Consider the following 25,655-nt stretch of genomic DNA (forward strand, 5'->3'; position numbering starts at 1 on the left):
CCGGCCCCCGTCACTCCGCGGCCGGTCACGACGGCAGGAGCGGCCGGATCTCGATCGAGCCGTAGCCGGAGGCCGGGTGCTTCGAGGCGATCTCGATGGCCTCGTCGAGATCGGCGCACTCGATCATGCAGAACCCGCCCATCTGCTCCCTGGTCTCGGCGAACGGGCCGTCGGAGAGCAGGACCGCGTCGTCGCGCACCCGCACGGTCGTGGCGTCGGCCGGTGGCCGCAGCCCGGCGCCGCCCCGCAGCACCCCGCGGCGTTCCATCTCCTCCGACCATCCGCCGCAGCCGTCCATGGCGTGGGCCGCCGCGGACTCGTCACCGCAGATCAACAGCATGTACTTCACGCGTCCTCCTTCTCGGGGCCCTTCGCGGGCCGCCCCCATGGTGCCTCTCCACCGACCCGACGAACGGGAACACCGGGAAAAGACGCCGTCGCTCAGGATTTCCCGCCCGCCTGGACCCGGGCGGTCCTGCCCGCCTCCAGGCGTTCCCGCTGGGGCACCACCGTGTACTTGGGGTCGGCGGCCGAGGCCTTGCCCGCGGCCAGGACACCGAAGCGGGTGCAGACGGCACCGGCGGTGAGGGCGAGGCCGGACAGCGCGGTGAGGGCGCCGAGGGCACGGCCGCGCCCGGCGACCGTGGCGAGCAGGGCGCCGCCCACCGTGAGAGCGCGGGCCGCCCGCATCAGGCGGCCTGATCTGCCCAGCCGGTACGGCTCGCCGACCAGGCCGAGCCGGTGCTCCATCACCGCGCCCGCGACCGTCTCGACGGCGGCGCCCAGCACCGCGGTGACGCGGGCCGGGCCCGCCTCACGGCGCGGGGTGGTCAGCATGCCCGCGGCGCCCGCCCCGGCCAGCGCGCTCCCGGCGAACAGGAAAGGCAGCTCGCGGTGGGCCTCGTGCCAGGCGGGCACCGCGGTGTCGGCGACGAGCACGGCGGTGTACGTCGACATCAGCGGCCCGGTCACCACCGCCGCCAGGGCGGCCGCGTCGCCGAGGACGGCCAGGGCACGGGCGCCCCTCACCGGAGGGACGGGGATCCGCGGGGCGGACCGAACGGGGACCCGCAGGCCGGACCAGCCGGAAATCCGCAAGACGGACCGGTAGGGAATCCGCAGGCCGCCCCGATCGGGAATCTCCGCGACAGACCGGCCGGGAACCCGCGAGACGGACCGGCCGGTGACGAGCGCGGAGGCGGCCGCGAGGACCGTCAGGCCGCTGTGGGCGGCCAGGAGCCAGGAGCCGACGCTCATCGGCGAGGTGGGCTTGAACACGCGCAGCATGTTGAGGAACCGCTCCGGCCTGCCGAGCTCGGCGACCAGGAGACCGGCACCGGCCGCGGCACCGGCGGCCGCGGTCACCCTGGCGGTGAGCGCGAGCCGGTCATGCCCGGTGAGCGTCGCCACGGCGGAGATCACCGACGCGGCACCGGACGTTCCGCCCAGGTAGAGGTAGAGCGGCATGTGGGGTTCGTGCCAGATCGGGGCCTTGATGATCGGCTGCCCGTAGTAGGAGCGGAACTCGGCCTCGGGCACCATCGCCTCCTCGCCGCGCCTCACCGCGACCACCCCCGCCCCTGTCCCCGTCCTTGTTCCCGTCCCGGCCCATGGCCGTCCACGCGGCCCCCGGACGGGCGCGTCACCGGTGTCTCCCCGCCCCCGGCGAGAAGACACCGGCCGGGAGGGATCCCGGACCCGCCCATCACCGGCCCTTTCCCGCGCCCAGGAAGGACACCGCCACCACTCCGGCCAAGGAGAGCGCCGCCCCGGCCGCCCAGCGCCACATGGCGGGCAGATCCCTGGTGGTGACCACCGGATCGGGCGGCAGGCCGTACACCTCGGGCTCGTCGAGCAGCAGGAAGAAGGCCCCGTCCCCGCCCACGCCGTCGTCAGGACTCGCCCCGTACAGGCGGGCCTGCGGCCTGCCCTCGCCGTGCAGCCGTTCCACCCGTTCCTCGGCGCGGGCCCGCAGCTCGTCCAGCGGCCCGAACTGGATGGAGTCGGTGGGACAGGCCTTGGCGCAGGCCGGCTCCAGCCCGCCGAGCTGGCGGTCGTAGCACATCGTGCACTTGAACGCCCGGCCGTCGCGCTCCCTGCGGTCGATCACTCCGTACGGGCAGGCGGGCACGCAGTAGCCGCAGCCGTTGCAGACGTCGGCCTGCACCACCACCGTGCCGAACTCGGTGCGGAACAGCGCCCCGGTCGGGCAGACGTCCAGGCAGGCGGCGTGCGTGCAGTGCTTGCACACGTCCGACGACATCAGCCATCCCTCGATGCCCTCCTGTGTGCCCTCCTGTGTGCCCTCCTGGCCGTTCCCGCCGCCCGGCTGCTCGATGAAGGCCACGTGGCGCCAGGTGTCGGCCCCCAGGCCGCCCGTGTTGTCGTAGGAGGTGGCGCGGAAGACGAACCCGTCGTCGGGGACGTCGTTCCACTCCTTGCAGGCGACCTCGCAGGCCTTGCACCCGATGCAGATGCTCGTGTCGGTGAAGAACCCCATCCGCTCAGCCATCGCGGTACTCCTCGATCAGGTCGAGCAGCGCCCCGCCCACAGGACGCCTGCCCGGCCGCAGGTCACAGGTCATGGCCTTGCTCTCCTGAATGTAGACGTTCGGATCGAGTACGAGGGGCATCAGGTCGTTGACGGCGTCGCCGGTCACCAGGCCGCCGCTGCCCCAGCCCCAGTGGTAGGGGAGGCCGATCTGGTGGACCGTCCTGCCCTGCAGGCGCAGCGGGCGGACGCGCCCGGTCACCAGGACGCGGGCCTCGATCGCGGAACGGGACGTCACGATCGTCGCCCAGCCCCCGTTGACCAGCCCCAGCTCGGCGGCGAGCGCCGTCGACACCTCGCAGAACAGCGCCGGCTGCAGCTCGGCGAGGTAGGCCAGCGGCCGGCTCATGCTCCCCGCGGTGTGGTGCTCGGTGAGCCGGTAGGTCGTGAGCACGTACGGGAAACGCGGCGAGCCCGGCGGGTTGTAGGGACTCTCGGGACGCCGGTAGGTCCGGCGCGCCGGGTTGGCCCGCTGCCCGTACAGCGTGTTGCGCACCGGCGACTCGTGCGGCTCGTAGTGGGCGGGCAGCGGCCCGTCCGCCAGGCCCGCCGGGGCGAACAGCCAGCCCTTGCCGTCGGGCTGCATGATGAACGGGTCGGTCCCGGCCAGCGCGGCCTCGGCCAGGGCGCCCTCCGGGGGCAGGTAGCCGGGCGGTTTGTCCCTCTCGAAGTCCGGCACGTCGAGACCGGTCCACTCCCCCCTCTCTCCCTTGTCGGGGTCCCACCACACGTAGGCCTTGCGCTCGCTCCACGGGCGGCCCTCGGGGTCGGCGGAGGCCCGGTTGTACAGAAGGCGCCGGTTCGCGGGCCAGGCCCAGCCCCATTCGGGCGCGACCCTGTCCTGCTCGCCGGCGGGCCTGCGCCGGGCCGCCTGGTTGACCTCGTCGGCGTGCACCCCGCAGTAGATCCAGCAGCCGCACCGGGTGGAGCCGTCGGGCTCGAGCTCGGTGTAGGCCGACAGGGCCCGCCCGTCGGGGCCGGTGCCGTTGATCTCGCGCAGCACCGCCCGCGCCGACGGCTCGGCGTGCTCGCCCTCCTCGGGGTAGTCCCAGGTCAGCTCGCGGACCGGCCGGTCGATCTCGTCGCCGGTCATCAGCCGCCTGATCCGCTTGCCCAGGTGGTAGTAGAACGACAGGTCGCTGCGGCAGTCGCCCGGCGGCTCGAGCGCCTTCTCCCGCCACTGCAGCAGCCGCTGCGTGTTGGTGAAGGTGCCGTCCTTCTCCACGTGGCTCGCGGCGGGCAGGAAGAACACCTCGGTGGCGATGTCCTCGGTGCGCGTCTCCCCGGTCTCCAGCTCGGGGCCGTCCTTCCAGAACGTGGCCGTCTCCACCAGGGTCAGGTCCCGCACCACCAGCCAGTCGAGGTTGGCCAGGCCCAGGCGCTGGGCCCGGCCGCCCGAGGAGCCGACCGCCGGGTTCTCCCCCACCACGAAGTAGCCCTTCACGGTGCCGTCGATCTGTCCCATCACGGTGGTGAAGTGGCCGTGGTCGCCGGTCAGGCGCGGCAGGTGGTCGAAGCGGAAGTCGTTCTCCTCGGTTGCGGCGTCGCCCCACCACGCCTTGAGCAGGCTCACCATGTAGCAGCGCTTCCTGCCCCAGAAGCCGGTGTCGGCCCCGGCCTTGGCCAGGTAGTCGTCGAGCCCCTCGTGCCGGTGGGCGTGCGGCATCGGCAGGTACCCCGGCAGCAGGTTGAACAGGGTGGGGATGTCGGTGGAGCCCTGGATGCTGGCGTGGCCGCGCAGCGCCATGATGCCGCCGCCGGGGCGGCCGATGTTGCCCAGCAGCAACTGCAGGATCGAGGCCGTGCGGATGTACTGCGCGCCCACGGTGTGCTGGGTCCAGCCGACCGCGTACGCCCAGGCGGTGGTGCGTTCCCTGCCCGAGTTCGCGGTGATCGCCTCGGCCAGCTCGGCGAAGCTCTCCCGCGAGATGCCGCACAGCTCCGCCACCGTCTCCGGGGTGTAGCGGGCGAAGTGCCGCCGCAGGATCTGGTAGACGCAGCGCGGGTGGCGCAGCGTCGGGTCCATGGGCGGCCTCGACGGCGCGGCGGCGCCGCCGGAGCCGTACTGCTCCGGGCCCGCCGCCTCGGCGTGCCGGGGTCCGCCCTCCAGGTGCTCACCGTGCTCGCCGCCGGCCGCCTCCTCCACCCTGCCCTCGCCGCCCTCGTACGCCCAGCTCGACGGGTCGTACGCGCGCGTCTCGGGGTCGAAGCCGGAGAACAGCCCGTCCAGGTCCTCGGTGTCCCTGAAGTCCTCGGAGATGATCGTCGAGGCGTTGGTGTAGGCCAGCACGTACTCGCGGAAGTCCAGCTCGTTGGCGAGCACGTGGTTGATCAGCGCGCCGAGCAGCACGATGTCGCTTCCCGCGCGGATCGGCAGGTGGCGGTCGGCGATCGCGCTGGTGCGGGTGAAGCGCGGGTCGATGTGGAACACCTTCGCCCCGCGCGCCCTCGCCTCGACCACCCACTGGAACCCCACCGGATGGCATTCGGCCATGTTGGAGCCCTGGATGACGATGCAGTCGGACTCGGCCAGATCCTGCTGGAAGTCCGTGGCACCGCCACGCCCGAAGCTGGTCCCCAGACCGGGGACGGTGGAGGAGTGTCAAATACGGGCCTGGTTCTCCACCTGGATCGCGCCGAGGGCGGTGTAGAGCTTCTTCATCAGGTAGTTCTCTTCGTTGTCCAGCGTCGCCCCGCCCAGGCTCGCGATGCCCATGGTGCGCCGGACCGTCCTGCCCTCGAACTCCTGCTGCCAGGTCTCCCTGCGGGTCCGCACCACCCGGTCGGCGATCATGTCCATCGCCGTCTCGAGGTCGAGCGGCTCCCAGTCGGTGCCGTGCGGCCGCCGGTAGAGGACGCGCGTCTGCCGGCCGGGATGGGTGACCAGCTGCTTGCTCGCCGAGCCCTTGGGACACAGGCGCCCGCGCGAGATGGGCGAGTCCGGGTCGCCCTCGATCTGGGTGACCCGGCCGTCCTTGACGTAGACCAGCTGGCCGCAGCCGACCGCGCAGTACGGGCAGATCGACCGCGCGACGCTGTCGGCCTCCTCGGTGCGGGGCCGCAGCGCGTCGGTGCGCGCCGAGCGCGCGGCGTCGCCCCTGGCGTCCTCTCCCATGAGCTGCCGGATCACCGGCCAGCGGGAGATCCCTCTCCCCCGTGTCACACCCGGGCCCTACCCCGCCCCGCCCGCCCTAATCACCTGGCGGGTTCGCAGAGCGCCATCTCACGGTCCGGCGCGGAGAAGGCCCGGTAGTTCCCCGAGTGGAAGATCAGCGGCTCGCCCTCCTCCCGCCGGAAGTGCTCGACCTCCCCGACGAAGATCAGATGGTCGCCCCCGTCGTAGGTGGCCACCGCGCGGCAGGCGAAGTGGGCGACGGTCCCGGCGAGCACCGGCACCCCGCCCGGGGCGAGACGGGTCTCCACCCCGGCGAACTTGTCGGGCAGCGGCGTGGCGAACCGCCGCGACAGGTGCTCCTGGCCGGCGGCCAGGACGTTGACCGCGAACCGCCCGGCCTCGGCGAAGGCCGGCGCGCTCGGAGCGCGCCGGGACAGGCACCACAGGACCAGCGGCGGGTCGAGCGAGACGGAGGTGAAGGAGTTGACGGTCACGCCCAGCCGGTCACCCCGCGAGGTGGCGGCGGTGACCACCGCCACCCCGGTGGCGAACTGCCCGAGGGCCTCGCGCAGGGATCTCATGACGTCCCCTCACTTCCCGGCCCGGGCCAGGTACTCGGCCGCGCCGGCCGGGTCCAGGAACCAGCCGGCGTAGTCGGACGGGTCGTCGAAGCCGTTGACGAAGCGGGAGGCCACCTCGGGCAGCCCGCCCGCGGCGCCGAGGATCTCCAGCACGTGCGGCGGCGGGGGCGCGAGGAGCGCGTTCGTCCAGGTGGTCACGTGCCGGGCGTCCAGCCAGTAGCGCTCGAAGACCCGCTCCATCCACGCCGCGTCGTACGGCCGCTCGCCGCGCTCGAGGATGGCGGACAGGTAGGAGGCCGCGCACTTGGCGGCGTTGTTGGAGCCCTGCCCGGTGATCGGGTCGTTGAGCACGACCACGTCCGCCACGCCCAGGACCTGGGCGCCCGACGGCAGCGTCGCCACCGGCCTGCGCACGACCGGGGTGAAGCGGCCGGACAGGACGCCGCCCTCGTCGGTGAGCTCGACGCCCGCGGCGCGCTCGGCCTCCCACGGCAGGAACGTCTCCAGGATCCGCCTGCTCATGGCCAGGTGCTCGGCCGGGGTGCCGGCATCGGCCCAGCAGTCCATCGGCCCGCCGGGGACACCCTCGAACACCATGATCTCGCAGGGGCCGGTGACGGTGAGGGCGGGGAACACGAAGTACTCGCCGACCCCGGGGATCACGTTGAAGCACACCGCGGAGTAGTCGGGCCGCGGCGCGAGGCCGTTGACGTAGGTGAGGGCGAGGGCCCGCTGCGGGGCGCGGTACGGCGAGCGCGGCGCGTCCCGCTCGAAGAGCGAGGCGATCGGCCCCTTGCCCGCCGCGACCAGGACCAGGTCGTACTGGGCGGCGTAGTCCTCCAGATCCTCCACGGTCGCGTCGTGGATGACGATCTTCCCGCCGAGCCGCTCCACCTCGGCCATCCAGGCGGGCATCTTCAACCGCTGGTCGACCGAGCGGGCGGGGGTGTCGAGCCGCGCGGCCCAGCGGATCGCCGGGTCACCGCCGGGCCCGGCCACCGCGAACTGGATCCCGTCGATCGGCGGGCAGCCGTCCGCCCACAGATCCAGGCCGAGGTCACGCTCGTGGCCGAGGGCGGTGCCGAACATGGCCTGGCTGGACATGACCCGGCCGCCCCGGATGTCCTCCGGGGTCCGGTTGGAGACGACGGTGACGTCGTAGCCGTTCCGCAGCAGGCCGAGGGCGAGGTGGAGGCCCGCCTGACCGGCGCCGACGACGAGGATTCTGCGCATGGTGACGTGTCCTTTCAAAGAGGATCCGAAGGCTTCGGGGAAGCCTTGAGGAGGCTTCGAGGAAGCGGGGGAACGATCGAGCGGCGCCTGGTGAAAAGGTACGACGGACGCCGCCGCCCGTGCCATCCGCTCAGCGCGGGTTCCATCCATCTGGCGCGGATCTCCCCGGGCCCCTTCCCGGAGTCGCCGCGAAGTCGCCCCGAAGTCGTCACGGATGCGCCACAAGCCCCGCCCGCGGAGTCGTCACGGGACGCCGCGAGGCCGAGGACGACGAAAACACTCAGGCGTTGGCATTCTTCGGCACCGACCAGGTCGACGAACGCGTTCGCGTGCGGGCAACCGGTCGCGGTAGGCCAGTGCCCGGCGCCGGTGAGCAGTCACCGTGTTCTTCGCCAAGGCGCACCGATCGAGGTGCGTGCCGAACGCGGCCAGCGCCACTTCCGCGGCGGTCGCCACCGATCCCGGCTCCAGGCCGGGCCGGATCGCTCCCACGTTGCCGGCTCCGGCGCCACCCCAATCAGCAATGCGGTTGTCGACCGGGCGACCATCCCAGTCGTCGACCAGGTTGCCGGCCTAGCCGTCGCCACCACCGTTGATCTTGTCGTTGGCGCTCGAGGTCGCCCTTCGGGCTCCCGCTGCTTCTTATCCGGGAAGTTTTTCCGGCGTTGGCCCTGCCCCATCCGGGGTTATCCGGGGAGTAGCGGCTCGCGGCAAGGCTCTCGCCCGCGTCCACATCCGGACATGCCGCGACCCGTACGAAATGAGCGCCGTCGAGCACGGTCCGAGAGCAGGCTTGCCCGGGCGGGCCGGAGACCTGACCATTTGAGCGGAACGTCACCGCACACTTCCCCTGTGTCGCATTGAGGTGTTTCAAGGAAGAAGCCGTCCGCATGGTGCTGGAGGGCGAGCGGACGGTCGCGTCGGTGGCGCGGGAGTTCGACATCAACGCCAGCACTCTGGGCAGCTGGGTGAACCGGCATCGGATCGTGAGCACCCACGACGAGCAGCGGCTGGTTCCCGGGCCGGAGCGGGCGCGGATCCGGGAGCTGGAGCGGGAGAACGCGGAGCTGCGTGAGAAGCTGACCACCGTCCTCAAATCGGCGCAGCCGTGGGTGGCGACCTTGGTGCGCACCATCTTCGACCAGCCCACCAGTGAAGCGGTGCGGGCTCAGCACACCTGGGTGATCGACGCGCTGGAGGCCAAGTATCCGGCCGCGTGCGAGCACTTGGACGCCGCCCGCGAAGAACTCCTGGCCTTCGCCGCCTTCCCCCGGGAGATCTGGCGGCAGATCTGGGGGTCCCCGTAGCAAACAGCGGAAATCCAACGGATATGAGTCTTACCTGCGGTTACTCGGGTTTTCGGGACGGTTGTTGATCTCCTCAACTACGGTTCGTCATGGTTCGTGTGTTCCGTGACGTACGGGGTGGTTGATGTCGACGCGGTTCCTGTCGGATGAGCAGTTGGAGCGTCTGCGGTCGTTCCCGGACATCGGACGCGAGGAGCTGAACAAGTACTTCACGTTGACGCCGCGCGAGCATGGGTTCCTGGACGCGCCAGGCCGGGGTCCGGAGGCTCGGCTGGGGCTGGCCGTTCAGCTGTGCACGCTGCCGTGGCTCGGTTACATCCCCGACGACCTCCTGGGGATCCCGCAGGCGGCGCTGCTGCGCTTGGCGGGCCAGATGGCGGTGTTCCCCGGGATGCTTGAGCAGTACGACCGGGTTGGAGTTGCCCCGGTTCGGTAGACACGTCAGGGCTTTCGAGTTTCTGGGGTGAGGTTTCGGGATGGTAACCGGGAAACCTCACCCCGCCCGGCCGAGAGTCGCAACACGTACGTGACCGGCCGCCCGGTGAATACGCCGCAGGCTGTCGCCATGGGGGAACATGCCGCACCGGATGCCGACCGTGTCAGAGGCACTGCTTTCAGCCCTGCTCGCTGTTCGAGCTGCCGCCGCAGCGCTCACGGGAGCCGGCTCGGGGCTGTGGCCCACCGCGGCCTCGTTCATCTCCTCGCCGACCCGGGCGTAACATCCACTGGTGTGGCAAGCGCACAACTCGCCCAGGCTTTCACGGCGGCTGCCAGGAGCGCCGCCCCCAGGGGTGATCGGCGGCCGTGCGGGCGCGGGCGGCGGTCCGGGGCGCGCGAGGAGAGGCTGATGAGGAGGGCGGCGATCGCGGCCAGCGCACCGGTGATCGACGCGACTTTGTCGCCGAGGTCGAGATGGTCGCTCGCGGGCACGCCTTCATACTGCCTGTCAGGATCACCTGACGTTCAGTTCGCAACCGCGCTGCGGCGGCTATCGCCGATGACCGCGCCGACCGGCAGGCGCTTCGGGGCGGATCAGTCCACGAGCTCGCTCGGTAGGCCGAATCGCGGCAGGTCCGCGGTGAGGAACGAAACCACCTCGGCGATCCTCGTGCCCCGTAGCGTGAGCACGTCCAGCCCGGCCGACGTGTATGCCGCCCGGCCGGCGTCCCACATGTACGTGCCAAAGGCCAGTTGCCCGTTCGCCCGCGTGGGAAGCATACGCCAGCGCCTGGTCAACGGCCCGTTCAGCAGGAACGCCCGGATCGCGGCACGGCCCTGGAACCATTCGGGCTGCGGCGGCATGGAGTACTTGGCGTCCTCGGTCAGCATGGACACGATGGCATCAACATCGCCGAGCTCCCACGCGCTCGCGTATCGCGCGGCAACCTTGCGGACCTCGCCCTCATCCACCGACCTGCCCGGCTCCGGAAGGCGGTCACCGACGACGGCGCGGGCCCGCTGCAGTCCGCTGTTAACCGACGTGACCGTGGTGTCCAGCAGGTCCGCGGTCTCGGCCGCGGAGAATTGCAGAACCTCCCGGAGCACCAGGACCGCACGCTGGCGGGGCATCAAGTGCTGCAGCGCGGCGACGAAGGCCAGCTCAACGCCCTCCCGCGCCACGGACCGGGCCTCGGGACTTTGCGTGGCCGCGCCGGGGTAAGGTTCGAGCCAGACCGTCTCGGCCATCGGTGCGGTGCCCGGGGTGAGGTCGGTCGGCAGCTCTCGGCGGTGGCGCTGTTCGAGCAGCGTCAGGCACCTGTTCGTGCAGATCTTGTACAGCCACGGGCGCACCGGGCCGCGGTTGTCGAAGCGGGCCAGTCCGCGCCACGCGCGGATCAGGGCTTCCTGGAGCATGTCCTCAGCGTCGTGTACCGAGCCGAGCATGCGGTAGCAGTGGGCGCGCAACTCGGCCCGGTAGGGATCCACCAGATGTTCGAAGGCGATGGGGTCTCCCGCTCGCGCCGCCTCCAGCAGCGTTTCCTGAGTACTGCCTGCGCACATGTGTCTGTCCTCGTGATCTGCCAAGGGCCTGGCCCGCGGCAGCCGGCGATCGGCGGCCTGGGCCAGGCACAACGGGGCGGCGCTACGGCGGGCGGGGGGCGGCTGGTCGCCTCCGGGCACGCTGTGCTCACGAGGCGGCCGGGCCTTCCCTCACGATCGGGGTTACGGGCGCAGGTCGGTCTTCGCCTCGCCGGTGCGTGGGTCGAACGGGAAGGAGACGTGCTGATGGATCATCACCCACGTGCCGCCTCGCCGTTCGAACACCCGGGTCCCGCGTGACCAGGTTTCGAAGTCCTGGTTGTTGCGGATCCGGTTGAGCCCCCAGGCGACCGCGAGGTCCTCCCTGACCAGGACCTTCAGGTCGGGGACGTCCCAGCTCACTTCGGCGGACGCCTCAAGGCCGCGTGCGCAGACCTGGCGCACCGCCGTCACGCCCTCGTACTGTAGCGGCGCCTCATGCTCGTACGAGACGACGTCGCGGGCGATGGCGGCCATCATGTGGTCTAGGTCCTTGACCGCGCTGGCCTCGAACCACCGTTGGTGCACCAGCCGCACCTCTTGCTCGGCCGCTCCCACATCCGTGATCGGGAACGAGTGGTGTTCGTGGGTGACGACCCAGCGGCCGCCCTCCTTGCGCAGGCCGAGGGTCAGCCGCAGCCGGCGGTCCGGGTCGTCGTCGGGCATGCCGCAGCGCAGCAGGGCCTGGGCGAAGGCGACGTCGTCGCCGGCGGTGACGTCCAGCGACACGATCTCGAACAAGGCTCCTTGCGCCTGCCACCGGAGGAACGGCGGCCACGATTTCCGGTAAGCCTCGACACCGCGCACCCCCTCATGTGGCGGCGGCACGTCGAACATCACGATGTCCTCGCTATGGTCGGCGACGACCCTTTCCAGGTCGCCATCGTGGACCGCCTGGGCCCAGCGCTCGATCAAGGTTCGGATCTGCTCTTCATCGGTGGACATGGGCATCCCTTCGGGTTGGTACGTCCGTCAGCACTACAACCCACGACGATCTGGAAACTCATCGCCCCGCCAGCTGGTTCGCAACGACAGCTCGGTCCGCGCCGCGACCTGGCCGAGCCGCGCGCGGTGTTCGCCACCCTGCTCGGCTACGACGGCTGCCGCGCTGATGACGACCCCCTGGTTCCACCACGGGGGCGGCCGGAATACGCCAGAAACACACCGCGCTCCCATTCCCTTACCGCTGTGCGATCGTCCACGGATGATCTCGCGCGTCTGCACGGTGGCGCGGTCGTCCGTGGACGCTTCCCGCGGACGAGGACGAGGGCTGTCCAGCCCTTCGCGGGGGAGCTGCGGCGACGCAAGACTGGTGCAACCAGGTACATGCGTTGGCGTTATGCCTGCTCAGTGCCTCGTCAGTGAAGGGCGCCGACCTACAGAAGGCACGTTCTGTTCTGTGCACTCAGCCCGGCTGAGCTGGGCGAACGTGCTCGTTTGGGCCTGGTGACACGATTCTTACCGACCCCTGTCGCCGCGTCGTCTTCCGGGGCACCTCGTCGGAATCGACTTCGGGCACCGGCACATCTCGGCGGCGCTCGCCTCGACCGCGCAGGAGATCGTCGCCGAGAGGACGGTGCTTCTCGACGTGGACGCCTCGGCGAGCAAGGCCCTCGACCGGGCGGCGGTCCTGGTCATCGAGATGCTGGACCGGGCGGGGGTCCCGGCCGGTTCGGTGCGGCGGACCGTGGCGGGCATCCCGGGACCGATCAACCAGGCGACCGGCACGATCTAGTCGGCCACCATCCTCGCCGGCTGGGCCGGGGTCCGGCCCAGCCGGGAGCTGGTCGCCCGGCTCGGCGGGGAGGTGGTGATCTCGGGTTACCGTCCTCGTGGACACCTCCTAGACTCCACCCAGCCCCCGATGGCAGGCCCCAAAGCGACCGGACCAAGGCCGAACTGCTCTACCAGCTCGCCAAGTACGCCTAGGGGCATGACGAGCATCGGAACGAAAAGTCCCGGTAGCAGAGCTGAGTTGAGCGGCTTACCGTGACTTTCCGCTCCGATGCGCCTCATAAGAGCGTTTTCGCAGGTCAGGATTCGCCGGTGGGCCGGTGGCGTTGTGATGTGCGGCTTGGACGGAGTGGATCCACGCGGCACGCGGCGACCTCACCGACCCTGGACTATGGGGTCTGGTAGGAACGGAACGGTGAGCCCGGGTTGGTGTTTCGAGGGCCTGGTGAAACTCTTCCTTGACGTGGTCGATCGCCTCGCCCACGCCTGCGGGCTTGCGGACGAGCTGGCAGAACTCCGCCCGCTTGCCCTCCCACTGCTCCGGCGTGAACAGGTACGTCCCGGGATCGGCGTACCGGCGCGAGCCCGGGACGAACACATCCCCTGACCGCAAGCCGTCGCGCAGGGCGAGAACCACGCACAGCTCCCAGTAGTGCCGAAACGCCGTGTCGTCTCCCGCCTTGCGGGCCTTGGCGAGGTAGTCGGCGTACCTGGCCGGCACGAACGACGTCGGCGCCCCGGCCGGGACCTTCCGGCCGCCGGTCCGGTTCAACTCCTTCAACATCCTCAACGCGGTCATCAGGTCCTGGGCGCCAGGCCCGCCGTGGAAGTCGACCGTGGACAGCACCTTCGGGGTGAAGCGGCGCAGGTAGGTGTAGGAGGCCTCCAGCGCGGCAAGGCGGCCGTGGTCGCGAGGGAGCGGCTTCCAGTTGATCGCCGAGACCTCGCGGAGCTTATCCATCCCGATCCGCTCCCGCAGGATCCCGCCGACCTGGTCGTCGTCGATGCCCGGGTCGACCAAGACCGGCAGGATCACACCCATCAGCAACTGGCGGGCCTCGCCCTTCTTGGCCCGCTCGGCGAGTGCCTCGTCCGTCTTGGCCTTCGCGTGGGACTCCCGGGCCGATACCGCCTGGTCGAACAACGCGATGACCTCGTCCAGCTGGTCGACCGCAGACTGGGCCACCAGGGCTAGCAAGATCGGATAGCGGCGCTCCTCCCGCCGTTTCAGGCCCTGTACCGTGGAACGGCGAGCCACCGTGGCCAGGAATCGGCGCCGCTCCCGGGGCAGCATCGACAAATCGAGCTGGTGGGCGTCCATCGCCCGCAGGTACATCAGCTTGTCGATCGACACCCCGATCGCCGGGGCGGACGCCTCCGCCGCCGGCGTCGTCAGCCATCGCAGCCTGGACGTCCCGATCTCCAGGTCCTCCACGAGCAGCCGGTCTAGGTCCGACCGCATCGGCCTGGTGAGCAGATGCCCGACCTTCTGGGTGGTCAGCTTTGCCGCCGCGTTCCGGGCGGCGGTCACCAACTCCATCAGCGTGACCGCACCAGGCCGCACCACCTGGGCAGCCTGCAGGTGCTCCACCGCCTGCTGGAACAACAGACTCGGGGTGTCGTGCTCCATTGCCCGGTCCAGGAGGAACTGCTCCAGTTCCTCCCACTGGATACTGCCCGGCTTGGGGTTCTTCCACGTCAGGTACTTCATCACCAGCTTCAGGTGATCGCTACGGGTCTGAGGCCGCTTCCGCGTCGACCGGTCGTATGCCTCCAGCATCCCGGGGAACACCGCCATCTGGCCCGCCAACCGCAGCAACGCCACCTGCGGAATCTCCAGGAGGTCATCGGGGATATAGCCGAGCCAGGGCAACGTACAGAGCTGAACGGCCAGCCCCAATCTGGCCTCTGGACCGCGGCCCGGTCCGTCCAGGAACCCGTGCTCACGCGGCGTCAACGTGAAGTACTTGTTCAGCTCCTCACGCCCAATGTCAGGGAACGACCGTAGACGCTCCAACTGCTCATCAGACAGGAACCGCGTCGACATCAACCACCCCGGACGTCACAGAACACACGAACCACGACGAACCGTAGCCGAAGAGATCAACAACCGTCCTAAAAACCTCAGTAACCGCAGTTCAGAGCTATATCCGTTGGATTTTCGCTGTTTGCTACGGGGACCCCATCTGGTCGAACAATCCTCAAGAGCGGTTGAACAAGGAGATCCGCCGCCGCAACGACGTGGCGGGGATCTTCCCCGACCGCGGCTCGATCGTCCGCCTCGTCGGTGCGGTTTTGGCCGAGCAGAGTGATGAGTGGACCGAGGCCCGCCGCTACATGGGACTGGACGTGCTGGCCAAGACCCGGATGCGCGTCATCGTCGACGACACACCGCAGCACAATCCCATTCCGCAGACACTTACCGCTTAACCTGCAGAAACAGGATCACGCGAAGATCAACTCATACACCACTTCGCTGGACGTGACCGCTCCTGGTTGTGACGGTGATGGTTGTGGTGATCAACCCGTCTACCAGGGGCTCTCTTGCTTCGTCAGGCGAACGCCAGGTTCTCGATCATACTGTGATCGGACAGCGGTCCTCGGCGGGATGAAAAAGGTTCAGTGTTCCAAATCACATCGAACCTTGGCCTGGCCGACGCGATCTTCCCCCCGCAACAGGTGATCCGCGCCGACTTTGAGGCATCCCAAAAGCCCCGGGTCCGGCTCGCCCTCCGTCGCCTTTTCGTCGCGTTTTCTTGGACGCCACTATGCCCTACGGGATATGAGCTGCGTTTTTAAAGAAGCGCAGAAGTGGGGCGCCCGGAGTGCACCAAGAGTCAGGACCCCTTTCTCTGCGTGATCTTTTCGGCTCACCCCCTTTGGCAACCGAGTGTCAACGTAAGGCTACAGGTTCGATATGTCACATTTTCAAACCCGAAATTTTCACCCTACTTATCCACACTTGCACATATTGCATCCGCAAAGGTTCTATGGTTAATTTTTGATCGTTTGCTTGATACGCGCTCCGAACCGTCGACCCCGTTGGTGGCGGGCTGGGGTAACGCGGGAGCAGTTGGCTCTCGCGCCGACTTGTTCGGAGGGTGACGGCGTATGCGCCGCAGTCTGTCGCAACCGCTTCCGATCGGCTATAGAGCCTGGCAGATGGTAGCGGTTATCGCTGCGGCGATGCCAGGTCTGCTGCTGCTTCAAGGGCACGTTCGACTACTGCTTCCTTCCGGTCACCCCATTGACGAGTTGTCCGGAAGCTCTTGGGCACCTCACAAACCAAGATCATCTCACCTCTAGCGAGACTACGTGATCGCTTCACGCGAATTGGAACATAACCCAACAAGATGCTTATTGACATCTAAATGGCCGATCATGCAATATTTGGAGCGCATGATCAAATCTCGAGGGAGAATGCAGCATTGGTGCAATGCCGGAATCCGTACGGGACATCGGCATCGCTTTCAGGCGACGCCGAATCTCTCATTCCGCAGACCCTAGGAGAAACCAAAATGACCGGAACTCCTAGCCACCGGTACGTGGGGAAGATGCCGTGCATCTGACGGTCGCGACAGACACGTGGTCTTTTCTGGCGCTGCCTGACAACGACGCGGCCAGGTCGGTGGCGGATCGGGTGGAGTCGGCCTTCAATGTGCTTGCGAATCACCCGTCGGGCCGCCCGTGGCTACTCGGATCCCTGCCTCCAGCCCAGGTCGTGGTGCATGACGCCGGCCCTCATCGGCTGGCGCTGGTCGGCTCGACCGCCGTCACCACCGCACAACTCGGCCGAGTGAGCGACGATCTCCGATCAGTGGGCGACATGACGGGAGTCTCCGCTCGGTTCGCTGGCAACTACTGCGTCGTCGGCTCGTTGGGAGGCCTGGTCTACGCCCAGGGCTCGGCCATAGGCACACGCCGCGTCTTCCACGCGCTGGTCGACGGCGTGCGGGTGGTCTCCGACCGGGCGGACGTGCTGGCCGAGCTTGGCGGGTTGCCGATAGACGAGATCGCGCTGGCGCTACGGCTGATGCTGTCACTGCCCCACCCGTTCGGGGAAACCCCGCTGTGGCAAGGACTGCGTCTAGTCGCGCCGGAGGACTACGTCACAGTGGACCGCGACGGCCGTGGTTGGACCACCGGCACGTGGTGGCGGCGCCCCGAGCCGATGTTGTCCCGGGCCGAGGGTGCGCGGCACCTGCGAGCGGCGATGGAGGCGGCGGTCCAGGCTCGCACCGAGTCGGGAGGCCTGGTCGCCTGCGACCTCTCTGGCGGAATGGACAGCACGCCGCTATGTTACTTCGCGGCGCGAGGCGCTGGTGGGGTCCTCGCCAGGACGACGTACTGGCCGGACCCTGGCGGGATGCAGGATCTCGAGTGGGCGCGCACGGCTCTGCCAAGCATGCCGGGGGTGCGAGAGCACGTCGTGGAGTCGAGCGATGACATGCCCGACTTCTTCGGCGGGCTCCTGGACATGCGCGATCGACTGGACGTACCCAGCCAGGCCGCGATGACAGGGCCACGGGTCACAGGCTATCTCTGGGACGATGCCGCCCGGGGAATCACCACCCATCTCAACGGGCTCGGGGGCGACCATCTGCTGCGCGGTATGGCGTCCTACGAGCACTCCCTGTTCCGCACTCGGCCACTGCTGGCTTGGCGCAGGGCGCGAGCGCTGCACTTATCCGAAGGCTTGCGGATCCGCGACACCCTACGCGAGTTGCTGACCAGCGGCTCATACCGTTCGTGGCTGCAGGGGATCATCACAACCGCGCTCGAGGGTACGCAGTCTCTCGAGCTGCCACGCATCAGTGACTGGTCGCCTGCGCTGGAGTTGCCGCCGTGGCTGTCCGTCCACGCCCGCGACGCGCTCATCGTGAAACTCCGCGACATCGCCAGCACGGCCGAGCCTCTCGGGCCCGACCGGGCTGCTCACATGGAGCTGTCCATGCTGAGGGACGCCGCTCCGGTGGTACGCGGTTTCCACCAGCTCGGCCATCGCGCCGGCGTCGCCCACGACGCTCCACTGTTCGATGACCAGGTCGCCGAGGCCGTCCTGACCGTACGACGCGAGGAACGGGTGTCCCCGCTGGAGTGGAAGCCGTTGATGAAGGCCGCTATGCGGGGTCTGCTGCCGGACGAGTTTCTGCGCCGTTCCTCGAAGGTCGGCGGAGCGGCGCAGGCGGTGCGTGGCTTCAGCGCCCACTACGAGGAGCTCCTCACGCTCTGCGAAAGTTCAGGCTTGCCAGCTCTAGGGTTGATCGACATGGCCAAGCTGGTCGAGACGACCCGGCCGGACCCGAAGGCCATGCCACCGGCACACTTCACACCAGCCCTCTTCACGGCGCTGTTCCTGCGCAACCAGACCCGCGACCAGGAAGCCTACGGAACCAAGACGGCCTGAGGGGAACAGCGATGGCAACCTTCTCCATCAGAGACGGGATGTCGCGAGTGCACACCGACTACGGCGACGTGCTTCTCGATGAAACCACCGGACGCTACTTCCACACGAATCCGAGCGCCTCCCTCGTGCTCGACACCTTCGAACGCGGGGGCGACACCGACGAAGCAGCCGAACGGCTCGCGGCAGAATTCAACATAGACCACAGCACGGCGCGTTCCGATGTCGAGATGCTGTTGGATCACTTGCGGAAGCTGGGAGTTCTGGAATGAGCTATGTGATTCCGGACGCCCCGACACGGATTTCCCTGCCCAACAGGCTTCTCATCGGGCTTGTCATTCCCGCCGCTAGGGTCCTCAGCCGCAAGCCACCGAAACGACTGCGCCGGTTGTTCGGCAGGCTGGTGGCGGGAGCCCGCCCGGCGAGCTATGCGGAGGCCAAACTAGCACGGGATCAGATCCTCACGGCAAGCCCACGCTGCCGAGGGCGCTCGGCGTGCCTTGTCCGCTCGATCTCGGTACTGCTGCTGTGCCGGTCACGCGGCACCTGGCCGACCTGGTGTGTCGGCGTGGTCGCCACTCCCCCATTCGCCGCACACGCCTGGGTCGAGGCCGACGGTCAGGTGGTCGACGAACCCGTGGACAACACGTACCTCCGAACGTTCTTCACCGTGCCCGCAGACGCGGCGCCACCGTCTCGGTCAAGCCGTGACGGAGCGGCGTCGGACCAGAAAACGACCATCGAGAAGAAAGGTGTCACAAGATGAACACGAAGTACGAGGCCCCGGCCGTCACTGAGCTGGGCGACTTCGCCGAAGCAACCGGATGGTTTTTTCCTTTTCAGACTAGTGAGGGCCTGCCGCTCTTTGATGTTTTTATCTGGACCTGACGACCTCGGTGCCGAAACCGGCGATCGAGCCACGGCCGTTCACCTGCTTGATCACCTGTACCCGCTGAACGGCTGAACCGTTGTCACCGCCGAATTTACAGCTCCAGTGGCAACCGGAGTGGGCGACTTCGTAAGGCAGATTCTCCGATCGTCGCCCTCTCGACCATGTCGGAAAACTCGCTCGGTGTGGAGCGGCCGCTTCCGCTCCACACCGAGCCCGTTCACGACGGAGAGGGCGCACAATGAGCACCGCAAGCAAAGCGGGTCCGGCGGTCATAGAAACCTCGGGGCTGCGGATGCGGTACGGCAGCACCGATGTCTTGCACGGGGTGGATCTGCGGGTGTACCAGGGCGAGGCGGTGGCCCTGCTCGGGCCGAACGGAGCGGGCAAGACCACTAGGATCGAGATTCTGGAAGGCTTTCGGAGACGCTTCGCCGGCCGGGTCCACGTGCTGGGCGCCGACCCGGACCACGGCAACGAGGCGTGGCACGCGCGACTGGGCGTGGTGTTGCAGTCCTGGCGGGACCACCGACGGTGGCGGGTCCGTGAACTGCTCGTCCATCTCGGCCCTCCGCTCGGGTCCTTGTCACCGGCCGCAAAGTAGAGCGTTTGCGCAGATCAACACCGTCGAGGAGCAGGATCGCTAACCGCCGTGGGACGCCGCACAATGAACGTTTTTCATCCTGCTTCGCGCATTTGAAGGGTGAGGATGGCTTTGACCAACTGGCCTGCGCGAAGAGGGCAGCACCGGAGTTTCCGCAGGATGCGCCAGGTTTTCAGCACGGCATTCGCTCGCTCGCCGGGGCCGCGGAGCTTGGCGTGGGCGGAGTTGGCCGTCTTCTGTGACTGGGGTTTGCCTCGGCCCTTGTACGGCACCAGCACGCGTTGACCTGCACCGACGTAAGCCTTGTCGGCCAAGGCGATGAGTCCGCTGGCGTGTAGTTGGCGGATGAGACCCCAGATTCGGATCGCCTTGAGATCGTGGACCGAACCGGGTAGGGAACCGGAAGTCCAGAGCGGAGTGCCGTTCCGGGGCGGCGAGAACCTGGATGTTCATGCCGTGCATCTTGTGTTTACCGGAGTAGTAGGGCCGGTCGGCGGCCACCCGGTCGATGGGGATGAGCGTGCCGTCCAGCACGACGAAGGCATATCCGGCGCGTTTGGCCGTCCGCAGTGCCTGATCGAGGGTGGGTGAGCGTTGGGCGAGCAGGGCGACGGTCTCGCGGACGTAGCGCCAGGCGGTGGCCGTACCGATGCCGAACCCTGCGGCTATCTCAGCAAACGTCTCACCTTTGCGCAGGTAGACCAAGACAAGCAGGGCTTGTCGGCCGGGGTTGAGTCTGCGCCAGGCCGAGTTGATCGCGGCTCGGTGACGGCGGATCACGCCGGCGAGGTAGGTCAAGGTCCGGGGTGACAACGGCAGCGCAGCACGATAGAACAGCACACGAGCCTCTGGCGTGATGGTTGATCTTGGTCGACAACCCTTCTACCAGAGGCTTTCTATTTCGGCATCACGTCCGGCGGTCCGCACCGGGCCCGCGACCTGCGCTGCCGGGTTGGGACGTGATCACCGAAAACTCATTGCCGATGGCGCAGGTCTCTTCCTACGGTCGCTCCGTGACCATTGCATACGAGTGGCGCGGCCACTTCGGCAATACGGCGATCAACGCCCTGCACGCAGAGGGCTTCGGCCATGCGCCCCTGAGGGATGACTGGTGGGCTCAGGTCAACCGGCACAGCCTCGGATGGGTCTGCGCAACGGAGGACGGCGAGCTCGTCGGCTTCGTCAACGTGGCATGGGACGGCGCCGCCCATGCCTTCATCCTCGACACCCTCGTGACGGGAAGAGCCCGGCGGCACGGTGTCGGGACCGAACTCATCGCCGTCGCCGTCAGAGAGGCTCGCGCAGCCAAGTGTGAATGGCTCCACGTCGACTTCGATGATGACGTGAGGGACTTCTACTTCGGGGCCTGCGGGTTTCAGCCGACGCATGCCGGCCTCATCGCTCTGTAAGCAAGCACGACACGGCAGCCGCTTTCCGGCTCGGGATCCGCGGCAGCCCTGCGATCTGTGTCGTCAGGATGAAATGGGCTCAATCTTCCGAAAAGACCAGGAACCGTAGGCCGAGTCTTTCATCCGGCGGAATAAGGCACCCGTCCGCCCGAACCTGTGGTTTTCCACACCCTCGAAACGGCCATGCGCCTCATTCTCAACCTAGAGTGACCCCCATAGCTTCGAGGCATGATGAACTGTCTAATTCAACTGCTGGAGACCCTCGGAGCGCCGGATGCGGATCTGGTGATCGTGCTCCATGGCTAAGGGACTTCACTTGCTGGGGGCGGTGATCCTCGGAACTTTCACCGCCCTGCTTGACCTCGTCTTTCTCCTGCTGGCACTGCCATTCGCCCGCCGTAGCGCCGTGCGGGAGACAGCCCGGCGGCTGGCCGTGCTTGACGCCCGCCGCCTGCGGCTCGACCCCGCCGCCCTGGGGCTCGATGCGGCTCGCGGAGACGGGCGGGAGGCGCGTTACCTGGCGGTCAGAGTGCCGATCGGTGTCCTCGGCGGCTTTGTCGTCACCTTGCTGGGCTGGGGCGCCGGGATGGCCGGAGTCCTAGCCTGGTCGTGGGGGAGAGGGCTGCCGTTCGACGGCATGCTGCCGACCGCGCCGCTGCTAGCCTACGGAGCTCTGGTAGGGACGGTACTGCTGATTCTGAACCTGTCGGGCTTGGTGGGCGTGCACGCGCTGGAGCGGCGGCTTGCACAGCGCCTGCTCGGCCCCGACCGCACCGAGGTGCTGCGGCGGCGCATCACCGAGCTGACCGAAAGCCGCGCGGGCATGCTGGCAGCCGTCGACGCCGAACGGCGCCGGATCGAACGGGACTTGCACGACGGGCCGCAGCAGCGGCTGGTGGCGTTGGCTATGCTGGCCGGGCGGGCACGCCGGGGACGGCCCGAACTGCTTGCCCAACTACACGAGCAGGCACAGCAGGCGCTGGTCGAGCTCCGCGAGGTGGCCTGGCGGATCTACCCGTCAGGGCTGGACTCGCTCGGGCTCGCCGACGCGCTGGCCGGCGTAGCCGAGCGCTCCAGCATCCCGGTCAAGGTCGTGTGCGAGCTGCCTACTCGCCAGTCGGTGGCTGTGGAGACAACGTTGTACTTCGTGGCCAGCGAGGCGGTGACCAACGCGGCCAAACATGCCCGCGCCACTGCGGTCACCGTGGAGGTTCGCGAACAAGACACAATGGTCGTCGTGTGCGTGCACGACGATGGTGTGGGCGGGGCGGACCCGGCGGGCGACGGTCTGTCAGGGCTGGCACGACGGGTGGCCGCGCTGGACGGCCGTTTCACCGTGACCAGCCCAGCTGGCGGGCCCACCACGATCACGGCGCAGCTGCCATTCGTGTGATCCGGCCGAGGGTTATGCCGATGCATGAACAGCCGATCCCCTACCGGACACTGGACCGCGCCGTGGCCAAAGCAGTCGACGGGAAGATCACCCAGTACCTGGCCGGTGTACCCGTCCTACTCGACCGCTACCGGACCGCCCCGCCAGCGGCCAAAGCACTCATCGGCACCGAGGTGTTCGTCGCGGTGGTCGCACAGCTGCCGGACCAGAGTGCGGGCGGTGCAACATCACCACGGTAGCGCGCAGCGGTCGTCACGTCCTGGAGCGGCGCTGCGGAGCTGAGGGCCGAACATGACCGCAGTTTCCTACGCGCTCGCCGACAGGTCCCCGGGCGTCTGGCATCGGCAGGGTGCCATCACCAGCGTGCGGGTGCTCGTATCCAGGTGAGCCACCGTCTGCGACCCCAGGCAGTAGCGGCATCCCAGGACGGCGGCGGCCGAGGAGTCGGACCAGATGCGGTGCTCCCACGCCGGCGGCGGCTCGGCAGGCGGCGGGGGAGGTTCGGCGGGCTCGTGCTCGGCGCCGACCCAGCCCCGGCCGTGGCAGAACCGGCACGCGATGCGCAGCCGGCCCAGCCGTTGGCCGCCTTCGCCCTCGCATTCGGGGCAGGTGATCGAGTCGCTCATCGCCGCCCCGTCCCGGCGCACGCGGTACACGCCACCCAGACGCTCTGCTTCGGGCCGCTGCCGTTGCGGTCGATCCATTCGCCGCCCGCGTCCAGGCAGGTACCGCAGATCGGCGGGTCCTGTTGCTCCTCGGCCATACCTCGACGCTACGCCGCCGCGCAGGGTCCGTCAGGTCCTTCCTCACCGTCGGCCTCAAGCGCCCACACGCAAAGGGGCGCGAAAAACGCAAAACCCCGCAACGCCTTTGTCGTCACGCAGAGTCATCTGTTCTCGTAGTGACACCCCGGACATGGGGCCCATTCGAGCACCCCTGACTACCTATTGCACATTCAGAGTTACTTACGGTAATCATAAGGAGGTCGTTGACCACGCCCTGACCGGGCGATCACCTCAGGAGGACATCATGTTCGACCCCGCCAAACGGCGTCTGGCCGCGCTGGCCCTCGGCGGCCTTGCCGCCTGCGCGTTCACCGTCGCGGCGGCGAACCCGGCGATGGCCGCCCCGGCACCGTCCGACGCCCAGTACGCCCGCGTGGCCGGCCTGATCAACGGCGACGGCACGATCGAGCACGCACGCGGGATCATCGCGTGACCCGCGCCCGCCAAGGCGTCTACTGCGTGCACACCGCGCTGCCCAACGTCCGCAACACCGTCCCGGTCGGCAACGCTTGGGGCTGGGGCCGCGTGGTGACCACCCAGTCCTATCCGCACGCCGAATGCGGCAACCGCACCAACACCGTCTGGGTCGTCGTCGCCGACCACGACCGCAGGCCCGTCGACGAGCGCTTCAACATCCTCATCCCGTGAGGTAGAAGGCGATGACGACGGACACGCCCCGGCGGATCGTCCTGGTGCGCCACGCCAAGGCCGAGGTGAGCCACGAGAAAGACCACGAGCGGCCCCTGGCCGAGCGCGACCGCAAGGACGCGCCCCTCGCCGGCCGGTGGCTGGCCGGATCCGGCATCACCCCCGACCTCGCCCTCGTCATCACCGCCACGCGCGGCCGGGAGACCCGGAAGCTGATCGCGGCCGAGCTGCCACACCGTCCCCGGACCGTTTATGAAGATCGGCTGCATGAGGCCGGTCTGGGCGAGCTCATCACCATGATCACCGAGGTCTCCAACGACGTCGGCGACCTCCTGGTGCTGGGCGGCAACCCCGCCATCCACGCCACCGCCGACGCCCCGGCCGGCCAGGCCGAAGGCGACCTGCTGGCCCGGATGAACCACTCCGGCTTCCCGCCGCGATCGCCGTCCTGACCTACACCGGGCCCTGAAAGGACGCAGAGCACGGCGCGGCAACCCTGACCGGCTTCTGAACCCCGCACACCTGACCGGCGGACAACCTCCTCGAACAACACCAGCGGATACATTCCCCCTACGTAACGGAGACACCCATGCGACGGATCACTCCTGCGGTCGCCGCCCTCGCGGCAGTCGCGACGCTCGCCCTCACCGCCCCCGCCCAGGCCCAGCAGGCCAAGGCGACCCACCGCGCCACCACCGCGGAGACCGCCTACTTCGAGTTCACCGACGTCACCCGCTCCACCGGCGTCCTCCAACTCACCGACCCCGCCAAAATCCAGCACGCCCGGGCCCTGATCAGCGGCGCCACCACCGAAAGGCCCCACGTCCTCGGCAGGATCGTCAAGAGCCCCGCCGACTACAACCCCCGGTGGAGCTTCCATTACAACCCCGACACGGTCGACTTCTTCGACTTCGCCATCGAGGTGTGCGACGCCACCCTCCCCTATGTCGAAGACCACCTGGACGAGGCGGGCGGCGCGTTCCTGCCCGGTCTGATCTGGTGCCCCTGGTCCTCGAAGCTGGTCCGCGAGGTCCCCGCACCGTAACGCCCCCGCCCTCGGCCGTGCGGCCGCCCGCCCGCGGGCGGCCGCACGGCGCCGACACCCCACAACCCCAGACCGCCGATACACGGCCTGCCCTTCCTGGGAAAACATCAGGAGCACCGCATGCAGTACCGCCACAAGAGCGCCGCCGTCCTCACCGGCGCAGTCGCCGCCCTCGCCCTACTGGGCACCGCCACTGCCGCCCAGGCCGCCACCGGCCAGGTCGTCGTCTTCAGCACCGAATTCCAAGAACTGACCACCTGGAACGACCCCACCGGCTGCCACACCCTGCCCCTGGGAGCCCATCAGCTGAACAACCAGACCGACGGTGACATCCAGGTGTACAACGATCCGCTATGCCTCACCCCGGTCTTGACCGTCAAGCCCGGCTACGGCTCACACGTCCCGCCCACCTCCGGAAGCTTCAGCGCCTAACGACGACACCGAGCGCGCCGTTCCCCGCCTCACTTCCGTCCCACACCATGACGGGCGGGGGACGGCGCACTCCCACCCCTTTACAACGTAGATTCATTTCCTCGTTTCGGGCCGCGTGGTCGTCGTGGTGGCCCGAAAGGCGGTCGGCGATTGCGGCGGTCAAGGCCACGGGGCGAGCGCAGCGAGAACCTCGTGGCCTTGAGGGTCGCGGAGCCGACCGCCATAATTCGGGCCGCGACGACCACCCCAGACCCCGGGGAGAACCGGCCGACAGCCACCGTTTAGCCCAGCGCAGCGCCCCACCCAAAACGAGCAGGCTCCAGACTGGTTACCTCATCCGATCCGACCCTCCCTGCCCTCTAGTATGATGCGCCGCAAGTCCAGAGGGTAAGTTGCTACCATTTCCGAGTGTCGCATCCTGGACCTTCGGCCGTGGTGATCTCGCTGTCTGAGGACGAGCGTGCCGAGTTGGTGCGTCGGGCGGAGTCGCGAGACCGGAGAGCGGC

The 25,655-nt window shown here is 68.6% G+C and carries 25 protein-coding genes and 5 pseudogenes; 18 read left to right on the forward strand and 12 right to left on the reverse strand.

Translation table 11 applies throughout. The annotated features are described in order from the left end of the window. Nucleotides 1-25: 25 nt before the first annotated feature. From ACVCAG_RS39445 to ACVCAG_RS39470, 6 genes are all read right to left on the reverse strand, one after another. Entirely contained in the window at nucleotides 26-340 is a 315-nt protein-coding gene (locus tag ACVCAG_RS39445; RefSeq protein WP_362691217.1) for a YciI family protein, read from the reverse strand. Between the two features lie 101 nt (nucleotides 341-441). Continuing rightward, complete coding sequence (gene nrfD, locus ACVCAG_RS39450; protein ID WP_440088063.1) at nucleotides 442-1,563, reverse strand: NrfD/PsrC family molybdoenzyme membrane anchor subunit; 1,122 nt, start codon at nucleotides 1,561-1,563, stop codon at nucleotides 442-444. A gap of 142 nt (nucleotides 1,564-1,705) precedes the next feature. Further along, nucleotides 1,706-2,512 carry a 4Fe-4S dicluster domain-containing protein gene (locus ACVCAG_RS39455; RefSeq protein WP_440088064.1) on the reverse strand — a complete coding sequence of 269 codons (807 nt, stop codon included), beginning with the start codon at nucleotides 2,510-2,512 and terminating at the stop codon, nucleotides 1,706-1,708. Then, nucleotides 2,505-5,666 (reverse strand): formate dehydrogenase, encoded by a 3,162-nt coding sequence (gene fdh, locus ACVCAG_RS39460; protein ID WP_440088097.1) that lies wholly within the window; start codon nucleotides 5,664-5,666, stop codon nucleotides 2,505-2,507. Before fdh ends, ACVCAG_RS39455 begins: the two co-directional genes overlap by 8 nt. Before the next feature lie 80 nt (nucleotides 5,667-5,746). Next, nucleotides 5,747-6,247 carry a flavin reductase gene (locus ACVCAG_RS39465; protein ID WP_440088066.1) on the reverse strand — a complete coding sequence of 167 codons (501 nt, stop codon included), beginning with the start codon at nucleotides 6,245-6,247 and terminating at the stop codon, nucleotides 5,747-5,749. Nucleotides 6,248-6,256: 9 nt separating this feature from the next. Beyond that, nucleotides 6,257-7,480, reverse strand: a complete 1,224-nt coding sequence (locus tag ACVCAG_RS39470) for a styrene monooxygenase/indole monooxygenase family protein (RefSeq protein ID WP_440088067.1) — start codon at nucleotides 7,478-7,480, stop codon at nucleotides 6,257-6,259. A gap of 860 nt (nucleotides 7,481-8,340) precedes the next feature. On the opposite strand from ACVCAG_RS39470, the pseudogene ACVCAG_RS39475 reads away from it, so the two are divergent. The 3 genes and pseudogenes from ACVCAG_RS39475 to ACVCAG_RS39485 form a co-directional block, all read left to right on the forward strand. After that, nucleotides 8,341-8,544 (forward strand): annotated as a pseudogene (locus ACVCAG_RS39475) (transposase); the annotation flags it as partial. Nucleotides 8,545-8,550: 6 nt separating this feature from the next. Further along, nucleotides 8,551-8,781, forward strand: a pseudogene (locus ACVCAG_RS39480) (transposase); the annotation flags it as partial. A gap of 130 nt (nucleotides 8,782-8,911) precedes the next feature. Further along, the gene (locus ACVCAG_RS39485) at nucleotides 8,912-9,223 is read left to right on the forward strand and encodes a DUF4158 domain-containing protein (protein ID WP_440088069.1); all 312 of its coding nucleotides are present in this window, start codon (nucleotides 8,912-8,914) and stop codon (nucleotides 9,221-9,223) included. Between the two features lie 596 nt (nucleotides 9,224-9,819). Here the strand turns inward: ACVCAG_RS39485 and ACVCAG_RS39490 are convergent. Further along, the gene (locus ACVCAG_RS39490) at nucleotides 9,820-10,788 is read right to left on the reverse strand and encodes a sigma-70 family RNA polymerase sigma factor (protein ID WP_440088071.1); all 969 of its coding nucleotides are present in this window, start codon (nucleotides 10,786-10,788) and stop codon (nucleotides 9,820-9,822) included. A 162-nt stretch (nucleotides 10,789-10,950) separates the two neighbouring features. After that, nucleotides 10,951-11,751 (reverse strand): nuclear transport factor 2 family protein, encoded by an 801-nt coding sequence (locus ACVCAG_RS39495; protein ID WP_435434059.1) that lies wholly within the window; start codon nucleotides 11,749-11,751, stop codon nucleotides 10,951-10,953. Between the two features lie 631 nt (nucleotides 11,752-12,382). Between ACVCAG_RS39495 and ACVCAG_RS39500 the strand changes: the two genes are divergently transcribed. Further along, the gene (locus ACVCAG_RS39500) at nucleotides 12,383-12,541 is read left to right on the forward strand and encodes a hypothetical protein (RefSeq protein WP_440088073.1); all 159 of its coding nucleotides are present in this window, start codon (nucleotides 12,383-12,385) and stop codon (nucleotides 12,539-12,541) included. A 249-nt stretch (nucleotides 12,542-12,790) separates the two neighbouring features. On the opposite strand, the gene ACVCAG_RS39505 is transcribed toward ACVCAG_RS39500, so the two are convergent. Continuing rightward, the gene (locus ACVCAG_RS39505) at nucleotides 12,791-14,587 is read right to left on the reverse strand and encodes a DUF4158 domain-containing protein (protein ID WP_447191340.1); all 1,797 of its coding nucleotides are present in this window, start codon (nucleotides 14,585-14,587) and stop codon (nucleotides 12,791-12,793) included. A gap of 137 nt (nucleotides 14,588-14,724) precedes the next feature. On the opposite strand from ACVCAG_RS39505, the pseudogene ACVCAG_RS39510 reads away from it, so the two are divergent. The 6 genes and pseudogenes from ACVCAG_RS39510 to ACVCAG_RS39535 all read left to right on the forward strand — a co-directional run. Then, nucleotides 14,725-14,970, forward strand: a pseudogene (locus ACVCAG_RS39510) (transposase); the annotation flags it as partial. A 1,129-nt stretch (nucleotides 14,971-16,099) separates the two neighbouring features. Beyond that, entirely contained in the window at nucleotides 16,100-17,947 is a 1,848-nt protein-coding gene (locus ACVCAG_RS39515) for an asparagine synthase-related protein (RefSeq protein ID WP_440088076.1), read from the forward strand. Between the two features lie 11 nt (nucleotides 17,948-17,958). Further along, the gene (locus ACVCAG_RS39520) at nucleotides 17,959-18,216 is read left to right on the forward strand and encodes a lasso peptide biosynthesis PqqD family chaperone (RefSeq protein ID WP_440088077.1); all 258 of its coding nucleotides are present in this window, start codon (nucleotides 17,959-17,961) and stop codon (nucleotides 18,214-18,216) included. After that, nucleotides 18,213-18,710, forward strand: a complete 498-nt coding sequence (locus tag ACVCAG_RS39525) for a lasso peptide biosynthesis B2 protein (RefSeq protein WP_440088078.1) — start codon at nucleotides 18,213-18,215, stop codon at nucleotides 18,708-18,710. Before ACVCAG_RS39520 ends, ACVCAG_RS39525 begins: the two co-directional genes overlap by 4 nt. Continuing rightward, nucleotides 18,707-18,832 carry a lasso RiPP family leader peptide-containing protein gene (locus ACVCAG_RS39530; protein WP_440088080.1) on the forward strand — a complete coding sequence of 42 codons (126 nt, stop codon included), beginning with the start codon at nucleotides 18,707-18,709 and terminating at the stop codon, nucleotides 18,830-18,832. The genes ACVCAG_RS39525 and ACVCAG_RS39530 overlap by 4 nt, the downstream gene beginning before the upstream one ends. 242 nt (nucleotides 18,833-19,074) lie before the next feature. After that, a pseudogene (locus ACVCAG_RS39535) lies at nucleotides 19,075-19,401 on the forward strand (ATP-binding cassette domain-containing protein); the annotation flags it as partial. 110 nt (nucleotides 19,402-19,511) lie between these two features. Here the strand turns inward: ACVCAG_RS39535 and ACVCAG_RS39540 are convergent. Continuing rightward, nucleotides 19,512-20,277, reverse strand: a pseudogene (locus tag ACVCAG_RS39540) (transposase family protein). A gap of 173 nt (nucleotides 20,278-20,450) precedes the next feature. Between ACVCAG_RS39540 and ACVCAG_RS39545 the strand changes: the two are divergent. The 3 genes from ACVCAG_RS39545 to ACVCAG_RS39555 all read left to right on the forward strand — a co-directional run bounded on the left by ACVCAG_RS39545 (nucleotide 20,451) and on the right by ACVCAG_RS39555 (nucleotide 22,478). Next, the gene (locus ACVCAG_RS39545; protein WP_447191341.1) at nucleotides 20,451-20,846 is read left to right on the forward strand and encodes a GNAT family N-acetyltransferase; all 396 of its coding nucleotides are present in this window, start codon (nucleotides 20,451-20,453) and stop codon (nucleotides 20,844-20,846) included. A 316-nt stretch (nucleotides 20,847-21,162) separates the two neighbouring features. Further along, complete coding sequence (locus ACVCAG_RS39550; RefSeq protein ID WP_447191342.1) at nucleotides 21,163-22,239, forward strand: sensor histidine kinase; 1,077 nt, start codon at nucleotides 21,163-21,165, stop codon at nucleotides 22,237-22,239. 20 nt (nucleotides 22,240-22,259) lie between these two features. Next, a complete protein-coding gene (locus tag ACVCAG_RS39555; RefSeq protein WP_440088084.1) occupies nucleotides 22,260-22,478 on the forward strand; it encodes a hypothetical protein in 219 nt (72 codons plus the stop codon). 66 nt (nucleotides 22,479-22,544) lie between these two features. Here ACVCAG_RS39555 and ACVCAG_RS39560 read toward each other — a convergent pair whose 3' ends face one another. After that, nucleotides 22,545-22,865 (reverse strand): hypothetical protein, encoded by a 321-nt coding sequence (locus ACVCAG_RS39560; protein WP_447191343.1) that lies wholly within the window; start codon nucleotides 22,863-22,865, stop codon nucleotides 22,545-22,547. After that, complete coding sequence (locus ACVCAG_RS39565; RefSeq protein ID WP_447191344.1) at nucleotides 22,862-23,002, reverse strand: hypothetical protein; 141 nt, start codon at nucleotides 23,000-23,002, stop codon at nucleotides 22,862-22,864. Before ACVCAG_RS39565 ends, ACVCAG_RS39560 begins: the two co-directional genes overlap by 4 nt. A 266-nt stretch (nucleotides 23,003-23,268) precedes the next feature. Here ACVCAG_RS39565 and ACVCAG_RS39570 point away from each other — a divergent pair, with 266 nt between their 5' ends. The 5 genes from ACVCAG_RS39570 (at nucleotide 23,269) to ACVCAG_RS39590 (ending at nucleotide 25,149) form a co-directional block, all read left to right on the forward strand. Next, on the forward strand, nucleotides 23,269-23,457 hold the full coding sequence (locus ACVCAG_RS39570; protein ID WP_440088086.1) for a hypothetical protein: 189 nt from the start codon (nucleotides 23,269-23,271) through the stop codon (nucleotides 23,455-23,457). Next, nucleotides 23,454-23,672 carry a hypothetical protein gene (locus ACVCAG_RS39575; RefSeq protein WP_440088087.1) on the forward strand — a complete coding sequence of 73 codons (219 nt, stop codon included), beginning with the start codon at nucleotides 23,454-23,456 and terminating at the stop codon, nucleotides 23,670-23,672. The genes ACVCAG_RS39570 and ACVCAG_RS39575 overlap by 4 nt, the downstream gene beginning before the upstream one ends. An 11-nt stretch (nucleotides 23,673-23,683) precedes the next feature. Next, nucleotides 23,684-24,124: a SixA phosphatase family protein gene (locus tag ACVCAG_RS39580; RefSeq protein WP_447191345.1), complete on the forward strand. Its 441-nt coding sequence runs from the start codon at nucleotides 23,684-23,686 to the stop codon at nucleotides 24,122-24,124. Between the two features lie 137 nt (nucleotides 24,125-24,261). After that, the gene (locus ACVCAG_RS39585; RefSeq protein ID WP_440088091.1) at nucleotides 24,262-24,717 is read left to right on the forward strand and encodes a BP74-related protein; all 456 of its coding nucleotides are present in this window, start codon (nucleotides 24,262-24,264) and stop codon (nucleotides 24,715-24,717) included. A gap of 120 nt (nucleotides 24,718-24,837) precedes the next feature. After that, on the forward strand, nucleotides 24,838-25,149 hold the full coding sequence (locus tag ACVCAG_RS39590; RefSeq protein ID WP_440088092.1) for a hypothetical protein: 312 nt from the start codon (nucleotides 24,838-24,840) through the stop codon (nucleotides 25,147-25,149). Nucleotides 25,150-25,655: the final 506 nt, after the last annotated feature.

It is taken from the genome of Streptosporangium sp. G12, assembly GCF_052983175.1.